The 16,172-nt window shown below is 68.5% G+C and carries 19 protein-coding genes and 1 pseudogene; 10 read left to right on the top strand and 10 right to left on the bottom strand.

The window, feature by feature from the left end; genetic code table 11:
* Positions 1 to 6 precede the first annotated feature (6 nt).
* Genes FU658_RS04800 through napE form a run of 6 tightly spaced genes read right to left on the bottom strand, consistent with a single transcriptional unit; the run spans position 7 to position 4,593 of the window.
* Positions 7 to 612 carry a cytochrome c3 family protein gene (locus FU658_RS04800; protein WP_222708353.1) on the bottom strand — a complete coding sequence of 202 codons (606 nt, stop codon included), beginning with the start codon at positions 610 to 612 and terminating at the stop codon, positions 7 to 9.
* Positions 609 to 1,121: a nitrate reductase cytochrome c-type subunit gene (locus FU658_RS04795; protein WP_147891022.1), complete on the bottom strand. Its 513-nt coding sequence runs from the start codon at positions 1,119 to 1,121 to the stop codon at positions 609 to 611. Before FU658_RS04795 ends, FU658_RS04800 begins: the two co-directional genes overlap by 4 nt.
* 10 nt (positions 1,122 to 1,131) lie before the next feature.
* A complete protein-coding gene (gene napA / locus FU658_RS04790; protein ID WP_147891021.1) occupies positions 1,132 to 3,624 on the bottom strand; it encodes a periplasmic nitrate reductase subunit alpha in 2,493 nt (830 codons plus the stop codon).
* Complete coding sequence (locus FU658_RS04785; RefSeq protein ID WP_187265920.1) at positions 3,608 to 3,889, bottom strand: chaperone NapD; 282 nt, start codon at positions 3,887 to 3,889, stop codon at positions 3,608 to 3,610. Before FU658_RS04785 ends, napA begins: the two co-directional genes overlap by 17 nt.
* Complete coding sequence (gene napF, locus FU658_RS04780; protein ID WP_147891019.1) at positions 3,886 to 4,377, bottom strand: ferredoxin-type protein NapF; 492 nt, start codon at positions 4,375 to 4,377, stop codon at positions 3,886 to 3,888. The genes FU658_RS04785 and napF overlap by 4 nt, the downstream gene beginning before the upstream one ends.
* Positions 4,378 to 4,413: 36 nt before the next feature.
* Positions 4,414 to 4,593, bottom strand: coding sequence for a periplasmic nitrate reductase, NapE protein (gene napE, locus FU658_RS04775; protein ID WP_147891018.1), 180 nt, complete (start codon positions 4,591 to 4,593; stop codon positions 4,414 to 4,416).
* Positions 4,594 to 4,908: 315 nt separating this feature from the next.
* Between napE and FU658_RS15720 the strand changes: the two genes are divergently transcribed.
* The 3 genes from FU658_RS15720 to FU658_RS04765 are packed head-to-tail and all read left to right on the top strand — an operon-like array spanning position 4,909 to position 7,396.
* Complete coding sequence (locus FU658_RS15720) at positions 4,909 to 5,325, top strand: GTP-binding protein (protein WP_321167731.1); 417 nt, start codon at positions 4,909 to 4,911, stop codon at positions 5,323 to 5,325.
* Positions 5,307 to 6,980: an elongation factor G gene (gene fusA / locus FU658_RS04770; protein WP_321167730.1), complete on the top strand. Its 1,674-nt coding sequence runs from the start codon at positions 5,307 to 5,309 to the stop codon at positions 6,978 to 6,980. The genes FU658_RS15720 and fusA overlap by 19 nt, the downstream gene beginning before the upstream one ends.
* Positions 6,977 to 7,396, top strand: a complete 420-nt coding sequence (locus tag FU658_RS04765) for a DUF2784 domain-containing protein (RefSeq protein ID WP_147891017.1) — start codon at positions 6,977 to 6,979, stop codon at positions 7,394 to 7,396. The genes fusA and FU658_RS04765 overlap by 4 nt, the downstream gene beginning before the upstream one ends.
* Positions 7,397 to 7,407: 11 nt before the next feature.
* Here the strand turns inward: FU658_RS04765 and FU658_RS04760 are convergent, their stop codons facing one another.
* On the bottom strand, positions 7,408 to 7,962 hold the full coding sequence (locus tag FU658_RS04760; RefSeq protein WP_147891016.1) for a type 1 glutamine amidotransferase domain-containing protein: 555 nt from the start codon (positions 7,960 to 7,962) through the stop codon (positions 7,408 to 7,410).
* A 76-nt stretch (positions 7,963 to 8,038) separates the two neighbouring features.
* Positions 8,039 to 8,530, bottom strand: coding sequence for an SET domain-containing protein (locus FU658_RS04755; RefSeq protein ID WP_147891015.1), 492 nt, complete (start codon positions 8,528 to 8,530; stop codon positions 8,039 to 8,041).
* Positions 8,531 to 8,687: 157 nt separating this feature from the next.
* Here FU658_RS04755 and FU658_RS04750 point away from each other — a divergent pair, with 157 nt between their 5' ends.
* The 7 genes and pseudogenes from FU658_RS04750 (at position 8,688) to FU658_RS04720 (ending at position 14,920) form a co-directional block, all read left to right on the top strand.
* Complete coding sequence (locus tag FU658_RS04750) at positions 8,688 to 9,155, top strand: SUF system Fe-S cluster assembly regulator (protein WP_147891014.1); 468 nt, start codon at positions 8,688 to 8,690, stop codon at positions 9,153 to 9,155.
* Positions 9,156 to 9,172: 17 nt separating this feature from the next.
* A complete protein-coding gene (sufB, locus tag FU658_RS04745) occupies positions 9,173 to 10,639 on the top strand; it encodes a Fe-S cluster assembly protein SufB (protein WP_147891013.1) in 1,467 nt (488 codons plus the stop codon).
* A 71-nt stretch (positions 10,640 to 10,710) separates the two neighbouring features.
* Positions 10,711 to 11,475, top strand: coding sequence for a Fe-S cluster assembly ATPase SufC (gene sufC / locus FU658_RS04740; protein ID WP_147891012.1), 765 nt, complete (start codon positions 10,711 to 10,713; stop codon positions 11,473 to 11,475).
* Between the two features lie 20 nt (positions 11,476 to 11,495).
* Complete coding sequence (gene sufD, locus FU658_RS04735) at positions 11,496 to 12,794, top strand: Fe-S cluster assembly protein SufD (protein ID WP_147891095.1); 1,299 nt, start codon at positions 11,496 to 11,498, stop codon at positions 12,792 to 12,794.
* Positions 12,791 to 14,043: pseudogene (locus FU658_RS04730) on the top strand (cysteine desulfurase). The gene sufD and the pseudogene FU658_RS04730 overlap by 4 nt, the downstream one beginning before the upstream one ends.
* A gap of 20 nt (positions 14,044 to 14,063) precedes the next feature.
* The gene (locus FU658_RS04725) at positions 14,064 to 14,603 is read left to right on the top strand and encodes a GNAT family N-acetyltransferase (RefSeq protein WP_147891011.1); all 540 of its coding nucleotides are present in this window, start codon (positions 14,064 to 14,066) and stop codon (positions 14,601 to 14,603) included.
* Positions 14,600 to 14,920: a non-heme iron oxygenase ferredoxin subunit gene (locus FU658_RS04720; RefSeq protein WP_147891010.1), complete on the top strand. Its 321-nt coding sequence runs from the start codon at positions 14,600 to 14,602 to the stop codon at positions 14,918 to 14,920. The genes FU658_RS04725 and FU658_RS04720 overlap by 4 nt, the downstream gene beginning before the upstream one ends.
* Positions 14,921 to 14,932: 12 nt before the next feature.
* Here FU658_RS04720 and FU658_RS04715 read toward each other — a convergent pair whose 3' ends face one another.
* Together FU658_RS04715 and FU658_RS04710 are read right to left on the bottom strand one after the other, a co-directional pair.
* Entirely contained in the window at positions 14,933 to 15,571 is a 639-nt protein-coding gene (locus FU658_RS04715; protein WP_187265919.1) for a HutD/Ves family protein, read from the bottom strand.
* Between the two features lie 123 nt (positions 15,572 to 15,694).
* On the bottom strand, positions 15,695 to 15,997 hold the full coding sequence (locus tag FU658_RS04710; protein WP_147891008.1) for a ComEA family DNA-binding protein: 303 nt from the start codon (positions 15,995 to 15,997) through the stop codon (positions 15,695 to 15,697).
* Positions 15,998 to 16,172 lie beyond the last annotated feature (175 nt).

Raw genomic sequence — 16,172 nt, 5'->3', positions numbered from 1 at the left:
GCCGCATCAGCCTTGCGGGATGCCTGCCATGTCGGGAAGTTCATGCGCCACGCCCTTGTGGCAGTCGATGCAGGTCCGCTCGCCGCTGCCCAGCCAGCGATCGTGGATCTCGGCCGCGCGCGGGCTCTGCCGGGTGAAGTCCATGTACTCGAAGTTGTGGCAATTGCGGCACTCCAGCGAATCGTTGGCCTTCAACCGGGCCCACTCGTGCTGCGCCAGCCGCAGCCGCTGGTCCAGGAACTTCTCGCGCGTGTTGATGGTGCCGAAGATCGTGCCCCAGACCTCCTTGGACGCCTGCATCTTGCGCGCGATCTTGTCGGTCCAGTCATGCGGCACGTGGCAGTCCGGGCAGGTGGCGCGCACGCCGGAGCGGTTGGTGTAGTGGATCGTCGGACGAAGCTCCACGTAGACGTTGTCGTACATCTCGTGGCAGGAGATGCAGAACTCCTCGGTGTTGGTCAGCTCCAGCGCGGTGTTGAAGCCACCCCAGAAGATGATCCCGGCGACGAACCCCCCCAGGGTCAGGAAGCCCAGGCTGAAGTGCACGCTGGGCGAGCGCAGCGTGCGCCATCCACGCTGCACGAAACTACGCATGCGGCCGCGCTTGCTCATGGCTCCCTCGCCCTGTCTATGACGGTGTCGACATCCAGGAAGTCGTTCTCGACCAGCACGCGCGCGTCGGTCTGCACGACATGGCACTGGGTGCAGAAGTAGCGCCGTGGCGACACCTGGGCCAGCACCTGGCTGTCGCGGTCCATGAAGTGGGTCACGCTGACCATCGGCGCCATGAACCGCTCGGCCCCGGCGCGGGAGTGGCAGACCATGCACCGGTTCGCATTGCGGGTGACCTGGTAACCGTCGATCGAGTGCGGGATGGTGGGCGGCATCTCCGGCCAGTCGCGCTCACGCCGCCGTTCACCGTCCAGCACCCGTGCCATCGGCGCAGCGGGCGGTTCCTCCTGCAATGGCGCACCACGCCGCAGCGCGTCGATGGACCGGTACTCGGTCGGTGCCGCCGCCGGGGCGGTGGCCTCCGGGTCCTGCGCCCGAACCGACCAGCTCCCCGACACCGCCACGACCAGCGCGGCCACGATACCCATGATGACTGTCTGCTTTCGCATGGCTTTCCCCTCAGGCACGCTCGATGCGGCAGGCGCACTTCTTGAAATCGGTCTGCCGCGAAATCGGGTCGTTCGCGTCGAGCAGCAGCTTGTTGATCAGTACGCTCGCGTCGAACCACGGTACGAACACCATCCCGCGCGGCATGCGGTTTCGGCCGCGGGTTTCCACCCGGGCGACGATCTCGCCACGCGGCGACACCAGCTTCGCCGTCTGGCCGCGCCGCAGCCCACGCTCGGCTGCATCGTCGGGGTGCATGTATACCGGCGCCTGCGGGAAGCTGCGGTAGAGCTCGGGCACGCGCATCGTCATCGAGCCCGAATGCCAGTGCTCCAGCACCCGGCCGGTGGTGAGCCACAGGTCGAACTCCTCGCCCGGTGCCTCGTGGGGCGGCTCATAGGGCAAGGCCCAGATCACCGCCCGGCCGTCGGGGTTGCCGTAGAACTGCACGCCGCGCCCCACCTCGACGAACGGGTCGAGGCCTTCCCGGTAGCGCCACAACGTCTCTTTTCCCTCGAACACGGGCCAGCGCAGGCCGCGCACCTGGTGGTAGACGTCGAACGCGCCGAGATCCTTGCCCTTGCCGCGCCCGAACCGCGCGTACTCCTCGAACAGGCCCTTCTGCACATAGAAGCCGAAGGCCGTGGACTCGTTGTTGGCATGGTCCTCGGGAATCTCCGTGGTGCTGAAGGCATCGACCTGGCCATTGGCGAACAGCACGTCGAACAGCGTCTTGCCGCGGTACTGCGGTGCACTGTCGAGCAGCTCGGCCGGCCAGCATTCCTCGGTGGTGAAGCGCTTGGAGAACTCCATGAGCTGCCACAGGTCGGAACGCGCCTCGCCCGGCGCCTGCACCATCTGCCGCCAGAACTGGGTGCGGCGCTCGGCATTGCCGTAGGCGCCTTCCTTCTCGACCCACATCGCCGCCGGCAGGATCAGGTCGGCCGCCTGTGCGGTGACGGTCGGGTAGGCCTCGGAGACGACGATGAAGTTGTCCGGGTTGCGGTAGCCCGGCAGCCCCTCGTCGTTGATGTTCGCCGCGGCCTGCATGTTGTTGTTGACCTGCACCCAGTAGGCGTTGAGCTTGCCGTCCTTGAGCGCGCGGTTCTGGTCGACGGCGTGGAAACCGGGACGCGCCTGGATGGTGCCCGGCGGCAGCTTCCAGATCTCCTCGGCCTTGGCCCGGTGCTCGGGGTTGGTCACCAGCATGTCGGCCGGCAGGCGGTGGGCGAAGGTGCCGACCTCGCGCGCGGTGCCGCAGGCCGAAGGCTGGCCGGTCAACGAGAACGGGCTGTTGCCAGGCTCGGAGATCTTCCCGGTCAGCAGGTGGATGTTGTAGACCATGTTGTTGCACCACACGCCGCGCGTGTGCTGGTTGAATCCCATGGTCCAGAAGCTCATCACCTTGGTGTCCGGGTCGGCGTAGAGCTCGGCGAGCTGCTCCAGCCAGCCGCGCGCCACCCCGGTCATGCGCACGGTGTAGTCGAGGTCGTAGGGCCGGACGAATGCCGCGAAGGCATCGAAGTCGATCGGCTCGCCCGAGTTGGCGTTGTCGGCATTCTTCGCCGCCTGCTGCAGCGGATGCTCGGGCCGCAGCCCGTAGCCGATGTCGTCGGTGCCCTTCATGAAGCGGGTATGCGCATCGACGAACTCGCGGTTGACGCGCCCGGTGCGGATGATGTGGTTCGCGATGAAGTTGAGGATGATCAGGTCGGTCTGGGGCCGGAACACCATCGGGATGTCGGCCAGGTCGAAACTGCGGTGCTCGAAAGTCGACAGCACCGCCACCTTCACGTGCGGGTGGGACAGGCGCCGGTCGGCCAGCCGCGACCACAGGATCGGGTGCATCTCGGCCATGTTCGAGCCCCACAACACGAACGCGTCGGCGTGCTCGATGTCGTCGTACACGCCCATCGGCTCGTCCATGCCGAAGGTGCGCATGAAGCCCATGACCGCCGAGGCCATGCAGTGACGCGCGTTGGGATCGATGTTGTTGGACCGGAAGCCGCCCTTGAACAGCTTGTTGGCCGCATAGCCCTCCCAGATCGTCCACTGGCCCGAGCCGAACATGCCGACCCCATCGGGGCCCTTCTCGCGCAGCACGCGCTTGAACTGGTCGGCCATCACGTCGAACGCCTCCTCCCAGGAGACCTCGGCGAACTCGCCGTTCTTGTCGTACACGCCGTTGGCCTTGCGCAGCAGGGGCCGGGTCAGGCGGTCGCGGCCATACATGATCTTGGAGAGGAAGTAGCCCTTGACGCAGTTGAGCCCGCGGTTGACCTCGTTGTGCACGTCGCCGTGGGTGGCGACCACGCGCCCCTCCTTGACCGCCACGTTCACGCCGCAGCCGGTGCCGCAGAAGCGGCACGGGGCCTTGGCCCATTTCATCTCAGCCTGCGAGCGTTCCACCAGGACGTTCTGGGCGCCGGCGGGCAGGCTCATGCCCGCCGCGGCGGCGGCACTGGCGACAGCGGAATTGCGGATGAACTCACGACGCGTGGTCATTTTCGACGTCCTCCATGAGGCTTTCGGCGGCTTCGGCATGGTGATGCACCAGGCTCACGCCGATGACGCCCTGGACCTGGCCCAGGGCATCGATGCAATCGGTGATCTGCGATTCGTCCTGGCCTTCGCACAGCACGATGCTGCGGGTGGAGTCGCGCATCGCGAGCTCGGCCACAGGCAGCGTGTCGATCAGGGAGTCGAGCGCGGTGGATGCCTCGGCCCGGTGATGGACCAGCAAACTGGCGATGTGCAGGAGGCCGCTCACGCGTGAGCTTCCTGGTCCGGCTCGCGCACGAGGACCGCCTCGACCGGGCACGGTGCGACGCAGGCGCCGCAACCGGTGCACTGGGCGGGATCCACGACCGGACGCGGGACGCCGGTTCGCAGCGGGAAGCGGATCGCGCCCGTCGGACAGGCATCCCGGCAGGCCTGGCAGTGCACCCCGTGCAGGGCCAGGCACTTGTCCTGGACCGCAGCCTTGATCGACCAGGGGACAGCAGCCGGGGCATCGGTCGTGTCCAGGCGCAACGCGCGTGGCCGGCAGGCGGCCACGCAGTCCTGGCAGAACGTGCACTCCCCGGCGTTGAAATCCACGATGGGGAATCCGCCGTCACCACGGGCAAGGATGGACTCCGGGCAGGCGTCGATGCAGGCGTCGCAACGGGTGCAGGTGGAAACGAAATCCGCTTCGGCCAGCGCCCACGGGGGGGCGCGGCCGCGCTTCGGGGCGGACGCGCCCCCGGAGCAGGGCACGCCGCGAGCGGTTGGGAAGGGCGGTCGCGACCATGCTCAGACCCCCGGCGGGCCGAAGATCATCTGCGTCACCCAGACCGCGAAGCCGTATCCGGAGACGATCAATACCGCCAGCACGGGAAACAGCACCACGGTCAGGAACAGGAAAGCCCCCAGCTCACGCCGCCTGCCGGCCCGGTCCTCCTCGACCGGGTCGCCTTCGGGGTGTCGATGCATCACCGCCATCGTCCGCGCCTCCGCTTCCGTCCGTGAGGGGTGCCACTCACTTCCACCATAGTCACGTCCTCTTCACGCACGCAACCTTGCACCGCAACGTAGGGGTGACCGCCTCGATCTCCTTTTCCCCTGGCACGCACGCGGCGATCGGGATGCTGCAATGCAAGAACGGATGCACTTGACCTCGCCCGGGGCCACTGCAAGGCTTGATGCACGGGTCGCTGAGCGACCCTCCGCCATGACCGCCCGTCGAGCCCTACCGGCCCGCCGGTCGCTGCTCCGTCAACGGACGACCATGACGGCTCACTCCGCCCGTTGCGAAGGAGGGTCGCTCATGCCTGGCTACACCACCGCCCAGATCCGGAACCTGGCCCTGGCAGGCCATGCCGCGCCGGCAAGACCACCCTGCTCGAAGCCCTGCTGCACGCCGGCGGCGAACTCCAGTCGGCAGGCAGCATCGAACGCGGCACCACGTTCTCCGACTTCGATCCGCAGGAGAAGGCGCGCGGGCATTCGATCAATTCCACCATCGCCTCGATCGACCACGGCGGCGTCCACGCCAACATCATCGATACGCCGGGCTATCCCGACTTTCGCGGGCCTGCGCTCTCGGCGCTGGCCGCGGTGGAAACCTGCGCTGTCGTGGTCGACGCGGTCAACGGCATAGAGCATGGCACCCAGCGCACGATGGACCACGCGCGCGCGCGGCGCCTGTGCCGCTGCTGGTGGTGAACCGCATCGACGCGGCGGAGGCCGACGTGGCCGCGCTGCTCGACCAGCTGCGCGACGCGTTCGGTGCCGAATGCCTGCCGATCAACCTGCCCACGCCGGGTCGCGGGGGCGTGGTCGACTGCTTCTCCGGTACCGATGGCGACAGCGAGCTGGGCCCGGTCGCGCCGTTCCACCAGCGCATCGTCGACCAGGTCGTGGAGATCAACGAGACGATCATGGGCCGCTACCTCGAGGAGGGGGAGGAGGCGCTGTCCGGCCAGGAGCTTCACGACGCGTTCGAACAATGCCTGCGCGACGGCCACCTGGTGCCGGTGTGCTTTGTTTCCGCACGCACAGGGGCCGGGGTGGGGGAACTGCTGGACCTCATCGAACGCTGGATGCCGAGCCCGCTGGAAGCCAATGCGCCGGAGTTGCGCAAGGGCACTGGCGAGGACGCCACGCCACTGCAGCCCCTCCCGGATGCCGAAGCGCACGTGATCGCCGACGTGTTCAAGATCATCAACGATCCCTTCGTCGGCAAACTTGGCGTTTTCCGCGTCTACCAGGGCACCGTGCGCCGGGACTCCCAGCTGCTCGTCGACGACGCACGCAAGCCGTTCAAGGTCGGCCACCTGTTCAAGCTGCACGGCAAGACCCATTCCGAGATCGCACAGGCCATCCCGGGCGATATCGCGGCGGTGGCCAAGGTGGACGAGCTGCACTTCGACGCGATCCTGCACGACAGCCACGACGAGGACCACCTGCACCTCAAGCCGATCGACTTCCCCAAGCCCATGTTCGGCCTGGCGCTCACCCCGACCCGCCGCGGGCAGGAGCAGAAGATGGCGAACGCACTCGACCGCCTTGCCGAGGAAGACCCCTGCTTCAAGGTGCAGCACCACGGCGAACTCAACCAGACACTGGTGCACGGGCTGGGCGAGCTGCACCTGCGGGTGATGCTGGAGCGCCTCTCTGAGCGCTACGGCGTCGAGGTGCAGACCGCGCCGCCGGCCATCGCCTATCGCGAGACCGTCTCCTCGCGCGCCGACGGACACTACCGGCACAAGAAGCAGACCGGTGGCGCGGGCCAGTTCGGCGAGGTCTACCTGCGCGTCGAGCCGCTGCCGCGCGGTGGCGGCTTCGAGTTCGCCGACGAGGTCAAGGGTGGCACGATACCGAACCAGTTCATCCCCTCCATCGAGAAGGGCGTGCGCCAGGCGCTGGCCCTCGGCGCGGTGGCCGGATTCCCGCTGCAGGACGTCCGCGTGGTGGTCTACGACGGCAAGCATCACCCCGTGGACAGCAAGGAAGTGGCGTTCATGACCGCAGGCCGCCGCGCCTTCCTGGATGCCGTGGGAAAGGCCCGGCCGCTGGTGCTCGAACCGATCGTCAACCTTGACGTCGCCGCGCCCGAACCGCACATCGGGGACATCACCGGCGGATTGGCCGCCAAGCGTGCGCGCATCAACGGCACCGACGCGCTGCGCAACGGCGAGATCCTGATCCGGGCCCAGGCGCCCCTGTCGGAGGTCTCGGAATATGCAATCGAACTTAAATCGGTGACCGCTGGACGGGGCCGCTTCACGCTCGAGTTCAGCCATTATGAGCCGGTTCCACCACCCCTTCAGAAGCAACTCAGCGAGGCCTGGCACCCCGGGGCCGACGAGGACGCATGACCCGATTCGATCCGCAGACCGCGGGAATACTGGCGGACGCCATCCTGGTGCTGCACGTGCTGGTGGTCGCCTTCGTGGTCGGCGGCCTGGTACTGATCCTGATCGGCGGCGCCTCCGGCTGGCGCTGGGTCCGCCACCGCGGCTTCCGCTGGACCCATCTGGCCCTGGTCGGCTACATCGTTGCCCAGACCTGGTTCGGGGAACTGTGCCCGCTCACGGTGTGGGAGCAGGACCTGCGCGATGTCGCCGGCCGGACCACCCACGACCAGGGCTTCATCGAGTACTGGCTGGCCCGGCTCATCTTCTTCGAGGCCCCGTGGTGGGTGTTCGTGGCTGCGTACACCGCCTTCGGCGCGCTGGTGGCCGGCGCCTGGTGGTGGGTGCGGCCCGGGCGCCGTGAAGACGCCGGGACCTGATCGGCGCCCTGTCAGCCCAATGTCGCCTTGGCGATCGCATCGGTGAAGGCCGGGATGTCGTCGGGATTGCGGCTGGTGATGATCGCGCCATCCACGACCACCTCGCTGTCCTCCCACTGCCCGCCGGCATTCTCCAGATCGCGGCGGATCGACTTCCACGACGTCACCCTGCGGCCCTTGACCAGGCCGGCCTCGACCAGCAGCCAGGGCCCGTGGCAGATCGCGCCGACCGGCTTGCCGGCGGTCGCCATCGCCTTGATGAACTCCATCGCGGCCTCGTCGACGCGCAGCTTGTCGGGATTGATCACGCCGCCGGGCAGGACGAGCGCGTGGTAGTGGAAGGGGTCTGCATCGGCGAGGGAAAGGTCGGCCGCGACCGAGTCGGCCCAGTTGCCACCCGTCCAGCCCTTGATGCTCTCGCCCTTGGGCGTGATCACGTCGACCTTCGCACCGGCCTTTGCCAGCCCGTCGCGCGGACCGGTCAATTCGCTGTATTCGAAACCGTCGGTGGCCAGCACCGCGATGCGCTTGCCGGAAAGGTCGCGGTCGATGCGGGGAGTGGACATGTCGCCTCCTTGTGGATGGATTCCATGGAGGCCCGAGCCTAGGGCGCGCGCGGCTAAACCGGCGTGAATGCGTCGCTTAACCCTTCTTTTTCTTCTTCGGCTGCAGCATGGTCCCGGTGCACTTGGGCGAGCCGCAGCGGCACGCCCACACCTGCTTCAAGCGCCGGGTGTGCTTCTCCTCCAGCGTGATGCCGTAGTTGTAGCTCAGCTCCTCGCCGGCGCGGATGTCGCGGATCGCCTCGATGAAGACGTGGTCCTTGGCCGGATCCTCGTCCTCGTCGTCCTCGGTCACCGCTTCGCAGTTCGGCGCGCAGCTGTGGTTGATCCAGCGCGCGTCGTTGCCGCCCACGTTGGCATCGATGATGTAGGTGTCGTTGAGCGTGAAGAGGAACGTGTGCCCGGTCTCGCTGCCGCCCTCGTAAAGCCGGTCGGCCTTCTTGTGGCTGATCAGCTCCCCCGTGTACTCGATGATGCGCGTGCCCTTGGGGATGTCGCGCACGGCGAACACGCCATTGCCATGGATCGGTGAGCGGCGGGTCTCGAACAGGGGCTTGGCGCGGTTGGCCATCGTGGGTTCCGGCAGCGGGAAAGGCGCTATTGATACCGGTCGGCGCCGTTCGCCACAAGCCATGATGGTCCCGCTGAACACCGTGCAGGGCGTGCATTGAGGCCCGGACGCGAAAAGGGTACCATTTCGGTACTAATTCACGGACCCCTCCTCCGCCATGCTGCGCGTCACCAAACTGACCGACTACGCCACCGTGGTGATGACCGTGCTCGCCGCCGAGCCGGGGCGCGTGCACAGCGCCACCGAACTGGCCGACCGGGCGCACCTGGAACCGCCGACGGTCAGCAAGCTGCTCAAGCCGCTGGCCCAGGCCGGGCTGGTGGAAGGGTTCCGTGGCGCCAATGGCGGCTATCGCCTGGCGCGCGATGCCGCCGAGATCACGCTGGCCGACGTCGTCGAGGCGCTGGAAGGCCCGATCGGCATGACCGAGTGCTCCAGCGCCGATGGCCAATGCGGCATCGAACACAACTGCGGCGTCCGCGCGAACTGGCGGCGCATCAACGACGTGGTCGCCGACGCTCTGCGCGGCGTCAGCATCGCCGACATGGTCGGCCCCCCCGCGCCCCCGGCCACGGCGGCCGGGCCCGGCACCAAATCCATCCCCCTGCGGCTCGCCGCAGGCTGAACTCCAGAGGCAGCCCCATGGCCACCCAGGAAGCAATCGCCCCCGCCCCGGTCGAGAACGCCGACATCCATGCCCGCCTCGCGCGGCGCTACGATGCCGGCTTCGTCACCGACATCGAGTCCGAATCGATCCCGCCGGGCCTCAACGAGGACGTGGTGCGGATCATCTCGGCGAAGAAGAACGAACCCGAGTGGATGACCGAGTGGCGGCTGGCCGCCTATCGACACTGGCTGACGATGCCGATGCCGGAGTGGGCCAAGCTGCGCATCGCGCCGATCGACTTCCAGGCGTCGAGCTACTGGTCGGCGCCGAAGGCCAAGTACGCCTCGCTCGATGACGTGCCCCAGGAACTGCTCGACACCTACGACAAGCTCGGCGTGCCGCTGCATGAGCGCGCCAAGCTGGCCGGCGTGGCGGTGGACGCGGTGTTCGATTCGGTCTCGGTCGGCACGACGTTCAAGAAGCAGCTGGCCGAGAAGGGCGTGATCTTCTGCTCGATGTCCGAGGCGATCCACGACCACCCGGAGCTGGTGAGGAAGTACCTGGGCACGGTCGTTCCCACGCACGACAACTTCTTCGCCGCGCTGAACTCGGCGGTCTTCTCCGATGGCAGCTTCGTCTTCATCCCCAGGGGCGTGCGCTGCCCGATGGAGCTCTCCACCTACTTCCGCATCAATGCCGGCCACACCGGGCAGTTCGAGCGCACGCTGATCATTGCCGAGGAAAAGAGCCACGTCAGCTACCTGGAAGGCTGCACCGCGCCGATGCGCGACGAGAACCAGCTGCACGCGGCAGTCGTCGAGCTGGTCGCGCTCGAGGACGCGGAGATCAAGTACTCCACCGTGCAGAACTGGTACCCGGGCGACGAGAACGGCGTGGGTGGCATCTACAACTTCGTCACCAAGCGCGGCGAGTGCCGTGGTGCGCGCAGCAAGATCTCCTGGACCCAGGTAGAGACCGGCTCGGCGATCACCTGGAAGTACCCCAGCTGCGTGCTGCTCGGCGACGACTCGGTCGGCGAGTTCTATTCCGTCGCGCTGACCCACCACCACCAGCAGGCCGACACCGGCACCAAGATGATCCACGTCGGCCGCAACACCAAGTCGAAGATCATCTCCAAGGGCATCAGCGCCGGCCGCGGCCAGAACACCTACCGTGGCCTGGTGAAAGTGGAGAAGTCCGCCGCCAACGCGCGCAACTACACCCAGTGCGACAGCCTGCTGATCGGCAAGAAGTGCGGCGCGCACACCTTCCCCTACATCGAGGTCAAGCACCCCACCGCCACCGTCGAGCACGAGGCCACCACCTCGAAGATCTCCGACGACCAGCTCTTCTACTGCCTCTCGCGCGGCATCGGCGAGGAGGACGCGGTGTCGCTGATCGTCGATGGCTTCTGCAAGACCGTGTTCCGCGAGCTGCCGATGGAGTTCGCGGTGGAGGCCAAGAAGCTGCTCGACGTGAGCCTCGAAGGCGCGGTGGGCTGAGTCCCGCGTACCCGACGCATACCCGCCGCGGCGCCCCGGGCACCGTGGCCAGAACACTCTGGAAGACCGACATGCTGAAGATCAAGAACCTCCACGCCACGGTTGGCGGCAAGGAAATCCTCAAGGGCCTCGACCTCGAGCTCGAGCCGGGCAAGGTGCACGCCATCATGGGACCCAACGGCGCCGGCAAGTCGACGCTGGGCAACGTGCTGGCCGGCCGCGAGGGCTTCGAGGTCACCGAGGGCTCGGTGACCTTCCAGGGCCGCGACCTGCTGGCGCTGGCGCCGGAGGAGCGCGCCGCCGAGGGCGTGTTCCTGGCCTTCCAGTACCCGGTCGAGATCCCCGGCGTGAACAACACCTACTTCCTGCGCGCCGCGCTCAATGCGCAACGCAAGTACCGTGGCGAGGAGGAGCTTGATTCGATGCAGTTCCTCAAGCGCGTGCGCGAGAAGCTCTCGGTGCTGCACATCAAGGACGAGTTGCTCAACCGGGGCGTCAACGAGGGCTTCTCCGGCGGCGAGAAGAAGCGCAACGAGATCTTCCAGCTGGCCGTGCTGGAGCCGAAGCTGGCGATCCTCGACGAGACCGACTCCGGCCTCGACATCGACGCGCTGAGGCTGGTGGCCGATGGCGTGAACACGATGCGAGATCCGGAGCGCTCCTTCCTGGTCATCACGCACTACCAGCGCCTGCTCGACTACATCGAGCCCGATGCCGTGCACGTGCTGGCCGACGGGCGGATCGTGGAGTCCGGTGGGCCGGAGCTCGCGAAGGAGCTCGAGCAGCACGGCTATGCCTGGATCAAGGACCGTGTCACCCCGGAGGCCTCGGCGTGAGCACGGAGCCTGCACGCACGGTGCCACCGCTGCTCGAGTCCATCGGCTCGGGCTTCGACAGCCTGCCGCGTCGCGATGCCGCCGGCCTGGGCCCGCTCAGGCGCGAGGCGCTGGACGCCGCGCTTGCCGACGGCCTGCCGCCACCGCGCAACGAAGCCTGGAAATACACCTCGCTGCGCGCGCTGGAGCGCCGCAGCTTCGCGCCCGCCACGGGCGACACCCCGCCGCTGCCGACGGCGGATTCGCCTGGACTGCCCGACGGGATCCGCCTGGTCTTCGTCAACGGGCGCTTCGATGCCGGGCTGTCGCGGCTTGACGACCTGCCCGACGGGCTTCGCTTCGCGCCGCTGTCGAAGGCGCTCGACGCCGGCGATGCGACCCTGCGCGACGCGTTCGCGCTGCGCTTCGAGCGCGGCGAGGAGGTGTTCGCGCGGCTCAATACCGCACTCGCCGTCGAAGGCGTCCTGCTGAACGTACCCGAGGGCGCGGTGGTGGAGACGCCACTGCACGTCGTGCACATCGGTACCGCCAGCGGCGGCGATCGCGCCTGGCACCTGCGGTTGCTGGTCTCCCTGGGCGAGGCGGCCTCGCTGACCCTGGTCGAGCACCAGCTGGGTGGCCTGCCCCACGGCCACCTGGCGAACACGCTGGCGCAGCTGAAGCTGGCGCGTGGCGCGCGCCTGGTGCACGCCCGCGTGCAGTCGGAGTCCGAGCGCGCGACCCTGCTGCTGCGCACCGAGGTCGACCTGGGCGAGGACGCGGACTACCGGCGGCTGGACCTGGAGCTGGGCGGTGCGCTGTCGCGCCACGAATTCAACGTCACCCTGTCCGGCGACCGCGCCGCCCTGACCGCCAACGGCGTGCTGCTGGCCGACGGCCGCCGCCACGTCGACACCCGCCTGGGCATCGACCACGTCGCCCGCGACACCGCCTGCGACCTGACCTGGCGCGGCCTGGCCGGGGGCCGCGGCCGCGCGGTGTTCCATGGCGGCATCCTGATCCGCCAGGGCGCCGATGGCACGCGGGCCGAGCTGGCGAACAAGAACCTGCTGCTGTCGGAAGGCGCCGAGATCGACACCCAGCCTGTGCTGGTCATCCACGCCGACGAGGTCGAGGCCGCGCATGGCGCGACGGTCGGACAGATCGACCCGACAGCGCTGTTCTACCTGCGTACGCGCGGACTGCCCGAGGCCGATGCACGCCAGCTGCTGACGCGGGCGTTCTGCCGCGAGCCGCTGGCGGTGATCGACGACGAGGCGCTGCGCGAGGCGTTGTCGGCCCGGCTGGAGGCACGCCTGGCCGGCGTGGCGGGCGCATGAACACCGTGGCCGAAGACGCGACCCGGGATCCGGCCGGCATCGACTGGGCGGCGATCCGCAGCCAGTTCCCGGTGCTCGACCAGAAGGTGCACGGCAAGCCGCTGCTGTACTTCGACTCGGCCAATACCGGACAGAAGCCGCGTCCGGTCACCGCTGCGATGGATGCGTACTACACCGAGTACACCGCGAACGTCTCGCGCGCGGTGCACGCCCTCGGCGAGCGCGCCACCACCGCCTACGAGGCGCGCGAAAGGGCCTGGCGCGCCACATCAACGTGCGCCCCGACGACCTGGTGCTCACCAGCGGCACGACGATGGCGATCAACCTCGTCGCCTACAGCTACGCGCTGCCCAGGCTCGGGCCCGGCGACGCGATCCTGGTCAGCCGCATGGAGCACCACGCCAACATCGTGCCCTGGCAGCTGGTGGCCGAGCGCACCGGTGCCCGCATCCGCGTCGCCGAGATCACCACCGACGGCGAGCTCGACATGGACGCGCTGCTCAAGGCGATGACGCCGGACGTGAAGCTGCTGGCGCTCACCCATGTTTCCAACGTGCTCGGCACCGTCAACCCGGTGCGCGAGGTCTGCCGCGAGGCGCGCCGGCGCGGCATCACCACCGTCATCGACGGCAGCCAGGCGCTGCCGCACATGGCCGTGGACGTGGCCGCGATCGGCTGCGACTTCTACGCGCTGACCGGCCACAAGATGTGTGGCCCGACCGGCACGGGTGCGTTGTGGGCCCGCCGCGAGCACCTCGAGGCGATGCCACCGTTCCTCGGTGGCGGCGAGATGATCCGCGAGGTCAGCTTCGAGGGCACGGTCTTCAACGACCCCCCCCACAAGTTCGAGGCAGGCACGCCCAACATCGCCGGTTTCATCGGGCTCGGTGCCGCGGTGGAGTACCTTGACGGCCTCGGCATGGGGGCGGTCGCCGGACGCGAGGCGGACCTGCTCGAACACCTGCAGCGCGAGATGCTGACCGTCGAGGGCCTGCGCATCATCGGCCAGGCGAAGGACAAGGCCGCGGTGGTGAGCTTCCTGGTCGACGGCGCCCACGCCCACGACCTGGCCACCCTGCTCGACCTGGAGGGCGTGGCGGTGCGCTCGGGCCACCATTGCGCCCACCCGCTGATGAAGTTCTACGGCGTACCGGCCACCTGCCGCGCCTCGCTGGCCTTCTACAACACGCACGAGGAGATCGAGCGCTTCGTCGCCGCCCTCGGCAAGGTCCGCAAGCTTCTCGCGTGACGCCAACCGGACGCTCGGAGATGACAGCGCACGACGACAGCTCCCTCTCTTTCCGCTTCGCCACCCCGGATGACATCCCCATGCTGGTGGCGCTGGTGACCCGGGCCTATCGCGGCGATGCCAGCCGCGTGGGCTGGACCACCGAAGCGGACCTGCTGGATGGAGGGCGGATCTCACCCGAGGTGCTGGCCGAGGACCTGCGCCGACCCGGCAGCAGGGTCCTGGTCGCCGAGCAGCACGGACAGGCGGTGGCCTGCGCGCACGTTGCGCCCGAGGGCGACGCCGCCTACTTCGGCATGTTCGCCGTGAACCCGCAGCTGCAGGGCCGGGGCGTGGGCGACCGGCTCCTGCTCGAGGCCGAGCGCATCGCCCGCGAGGAACTTGGCCAGGCGACGATGCGCATGACGGTGATCGACCTGCGCGCGGAGCTCATCGACTGGTACCTGCGCCGCGGCTACCGGCGCACCGGCATCACCAAACCGTTCCCGTACGGCGACACCCGCTTCGGCATCCCGCGGCGGGACGACCTGCGCTTCGAAGTCCTGGAGAAGACCCTTTGAGCGATTGGATCCGCGTGTGCGACACCGGGGAGTTGCTGCCCGGCGAGAAGACGGTGGCCTGGGACGGCGACACCCCGATCCTCGTCGTCAACCTCGACGGCGAGTACTACGCGCTGGAGGACCAGTGCAGCCACGAGGACTACGAGCTGTCCGCCGGTGAAGTGGATCCCGGCGCAGCGACGATCGAATGCACCCTGCACGGTGCGAAGTTCGACCTGCGCGACGGCCGCGCACTGTGCGCGCCGGCGCACGCCCCGGTCGCCAAGTTTCCCGTCAAGGTCGAGGACGGCGCGGTCTGGACGCGCGACGACCGCTGAGGCCTCGAATCCTCAGGAGTCCGCGCCTGCAGGGGCCCTCGGCGTCAGCCGCGCCACCAGCACCTCACCACCGCCTTCGAGCGACACCCGCCCCGGGCAACCGCCTGCGGCTCCCAGCAGGGCGCTGTCCCCCTGCTGCATCATGCACCCGCCCCCGCGGCCACCCAGTTCGGCTTGGCCGGACAGCAGGTGCATCGCCCAGGTCTCGCCACTGGCTGGAAAGAAGTACATCGGCCCGACCACCGGCCGGCGCCACAGTGAGAGGTCGAACCGGTCCGGGCGGTGGAACAGGTTGAACATGTGCACCGGCCCGCCCAGCAGCGTGCATCGCGCCGGAAGCTCGCCCGGGAACGACACCTGGCCGAAAGGCGGCTCCGCCCGCTGCGCCGGTGCGCCTTCGAGTTCCAGGACGATGCCGTCTCCCTGCAGCAGCACCTGGTGCCGCTGCAGGCCATGAAACAGCGAATAGCTGGCCTCGCTGGTGATCTCCGCTATCGAGAGCCGCCAAAGCAGGCCCGTGCCGGCCTCGCTGGCCGAGGCGATCTGGCGCGTCCAGCCGGCCCCGTTGGGCCAGCGCTCCCGCCGGTACTCCTCGGCGGGCAGCAAGGCGATCGCGCCACAACCACTCCCCGTCGTGTCGGCCCCCGTCATGTCGCTGCGCCTGGCATCGTCATGGGGAAAGTCTAACGCGGCGCCGGAGGATGCTCCCCCGGCACCGGGAATGGACACCGCCCGGCGCAGGCGCTCCGGGACGGCATCCATCGCCGCGGGGGATCAGTCCTCGCGGCCGCGCGATGCGCGACGCGCGGCACCGACCTCGATGCGGTCGATGTTGCGCTCCACCAGCGCCAGGCCGATGCCGCGAACCTCCGCCAGTTCCTCGGCGCTGCGGAAGTCGCCGTTGCGCTCGCGGTGCTCGACGATCGCCTCGGCCTTGGCCGGGCCGACGCCGACCAGCACCTGGGCCAGTTCCTCGGCCCCCGCGCGATTGATGTCGACCACGTCGGCGGCGAACGCACCGGCGCTCACGAGCAGGGAAAGCACCGCCGCGCGGGCCAGGATCAGAATCGATTTCATGTTGACTCCTTGTCAGGTTGATGTGGCTTCCATGTGCCTTCCGGGCGTGGGCCAGTCGGACGGCGCCAGTGTCGACCTGCTGGATCGCCCGCGCCAGCGTCCCGCCGCCGAACCCAACGTGGGAATTCGCGGGCGTGCCGGGTAAGTGGAAGATTACGGCGGACGCTACAATGGC

This window comes from Alkalisalibacterium limincola, assembly GCF_008017755.1.
GTDB classification, from domain to species: Bacteria; Pseudomonadota; Gammaproteobacteria; order Xanthomonadales; family Xanthomonadaceae; genus Alkalisalibacterium; species Alkalisalibacterium limincola.
This window is presented reverse-complemented; position numbering and strand designations above follow the sequence as displayed.

Bases quoted from the DNA above. Each gene is read 5' to 3' on its own strand.
- FU658_RS04800 (WP_222708353.1), bottom strand. From the start codon at position 612: ATGAGCAAGCGCGGCCGCATGCGTAGTTTCGTGCAGCGTGGATGGCGC.
- FU658_RS04795 (WP_147891022.1), bottom strand. From the start codon at position 1,121: ATGCGAAAGCAGACAGTCATCATGGGTATCGTGGCCGCGCTGGTCGTG.
- napA (WP_147891021.1), bottom strand. From the start codon at position 3,624: ATGACCACGCGTCGTGAGTTCATCCGCAATTCCGCTGTCGCCAGTGCC.
- napE (WP_147891018.1), bottom strand. From the start codon at position 4,593: ATGCATCGACACCCCGAAGGCGACCCGGTCGAGGAGGACCGGGCCGGC.
- FU658_RS04765 (WP_147891017.1), top strand. From the start codon at position 6,977: ATGACCCGATTCGATCCGCAGACCGCGGGAATACTGGCGGACGCCATC.
- FU658_RS04760 (WP_147891016.1), bottom strand. From the start codon at position 7,962: ATGTCCACTCCCCGCATCGACCGCGACCTTTCCGGCAAGCGCATCGCG.
- FU658_RS04755 (WP_147891015.1), bottom strand. From the start codon at position 8,530: ATGGCCAACCGCGCCAAGCCCCTGTTCGAGACCCGCCGCTCACCGATC.
- FU658_RS04750 (WP_147891014.1), top strand. From the start codon at position 8,688: ATGCTGCGCGTCACCAAACTGACCGACTACGCCACCGTGGTGATGACC.
- sufB (WP_147891013.1), top strand. From the start codon at position 9,173: ATGGCCACCCAGGAAGCAATCGCCCCCGCCCCGGTCGAGAACGCCGAC.
- sufC (WP_147891012.1), top strand. From the start codon at position 10,711: ATGCTGAAGATCAAGAACCTCCACGCCACGGTTGGCGGCAAGGAAATC.
- FU658_RS04725 (WP_147891011.1), top strand. From the start codon at position 14,064: ATGACAGCGCACGACGACAGCTCCCTCTCTTTCCGCTTCGCCACCCCG.
- FU658_RS04715 (WP_187265919.1), bottom strand. From the start codon at position 15,571: ATGACGGGGGCCGACACGACGGGGAGTGGTTGTGGCGCGATCGCCTTG.
- FU658_RS04710 (WP_147891008.1), bottom strand. From the start codon at position 15,997: ATGAAATCGATTCTGATCCTGGCCCGCGCGGCGGTGCTTTCCCTGCTC.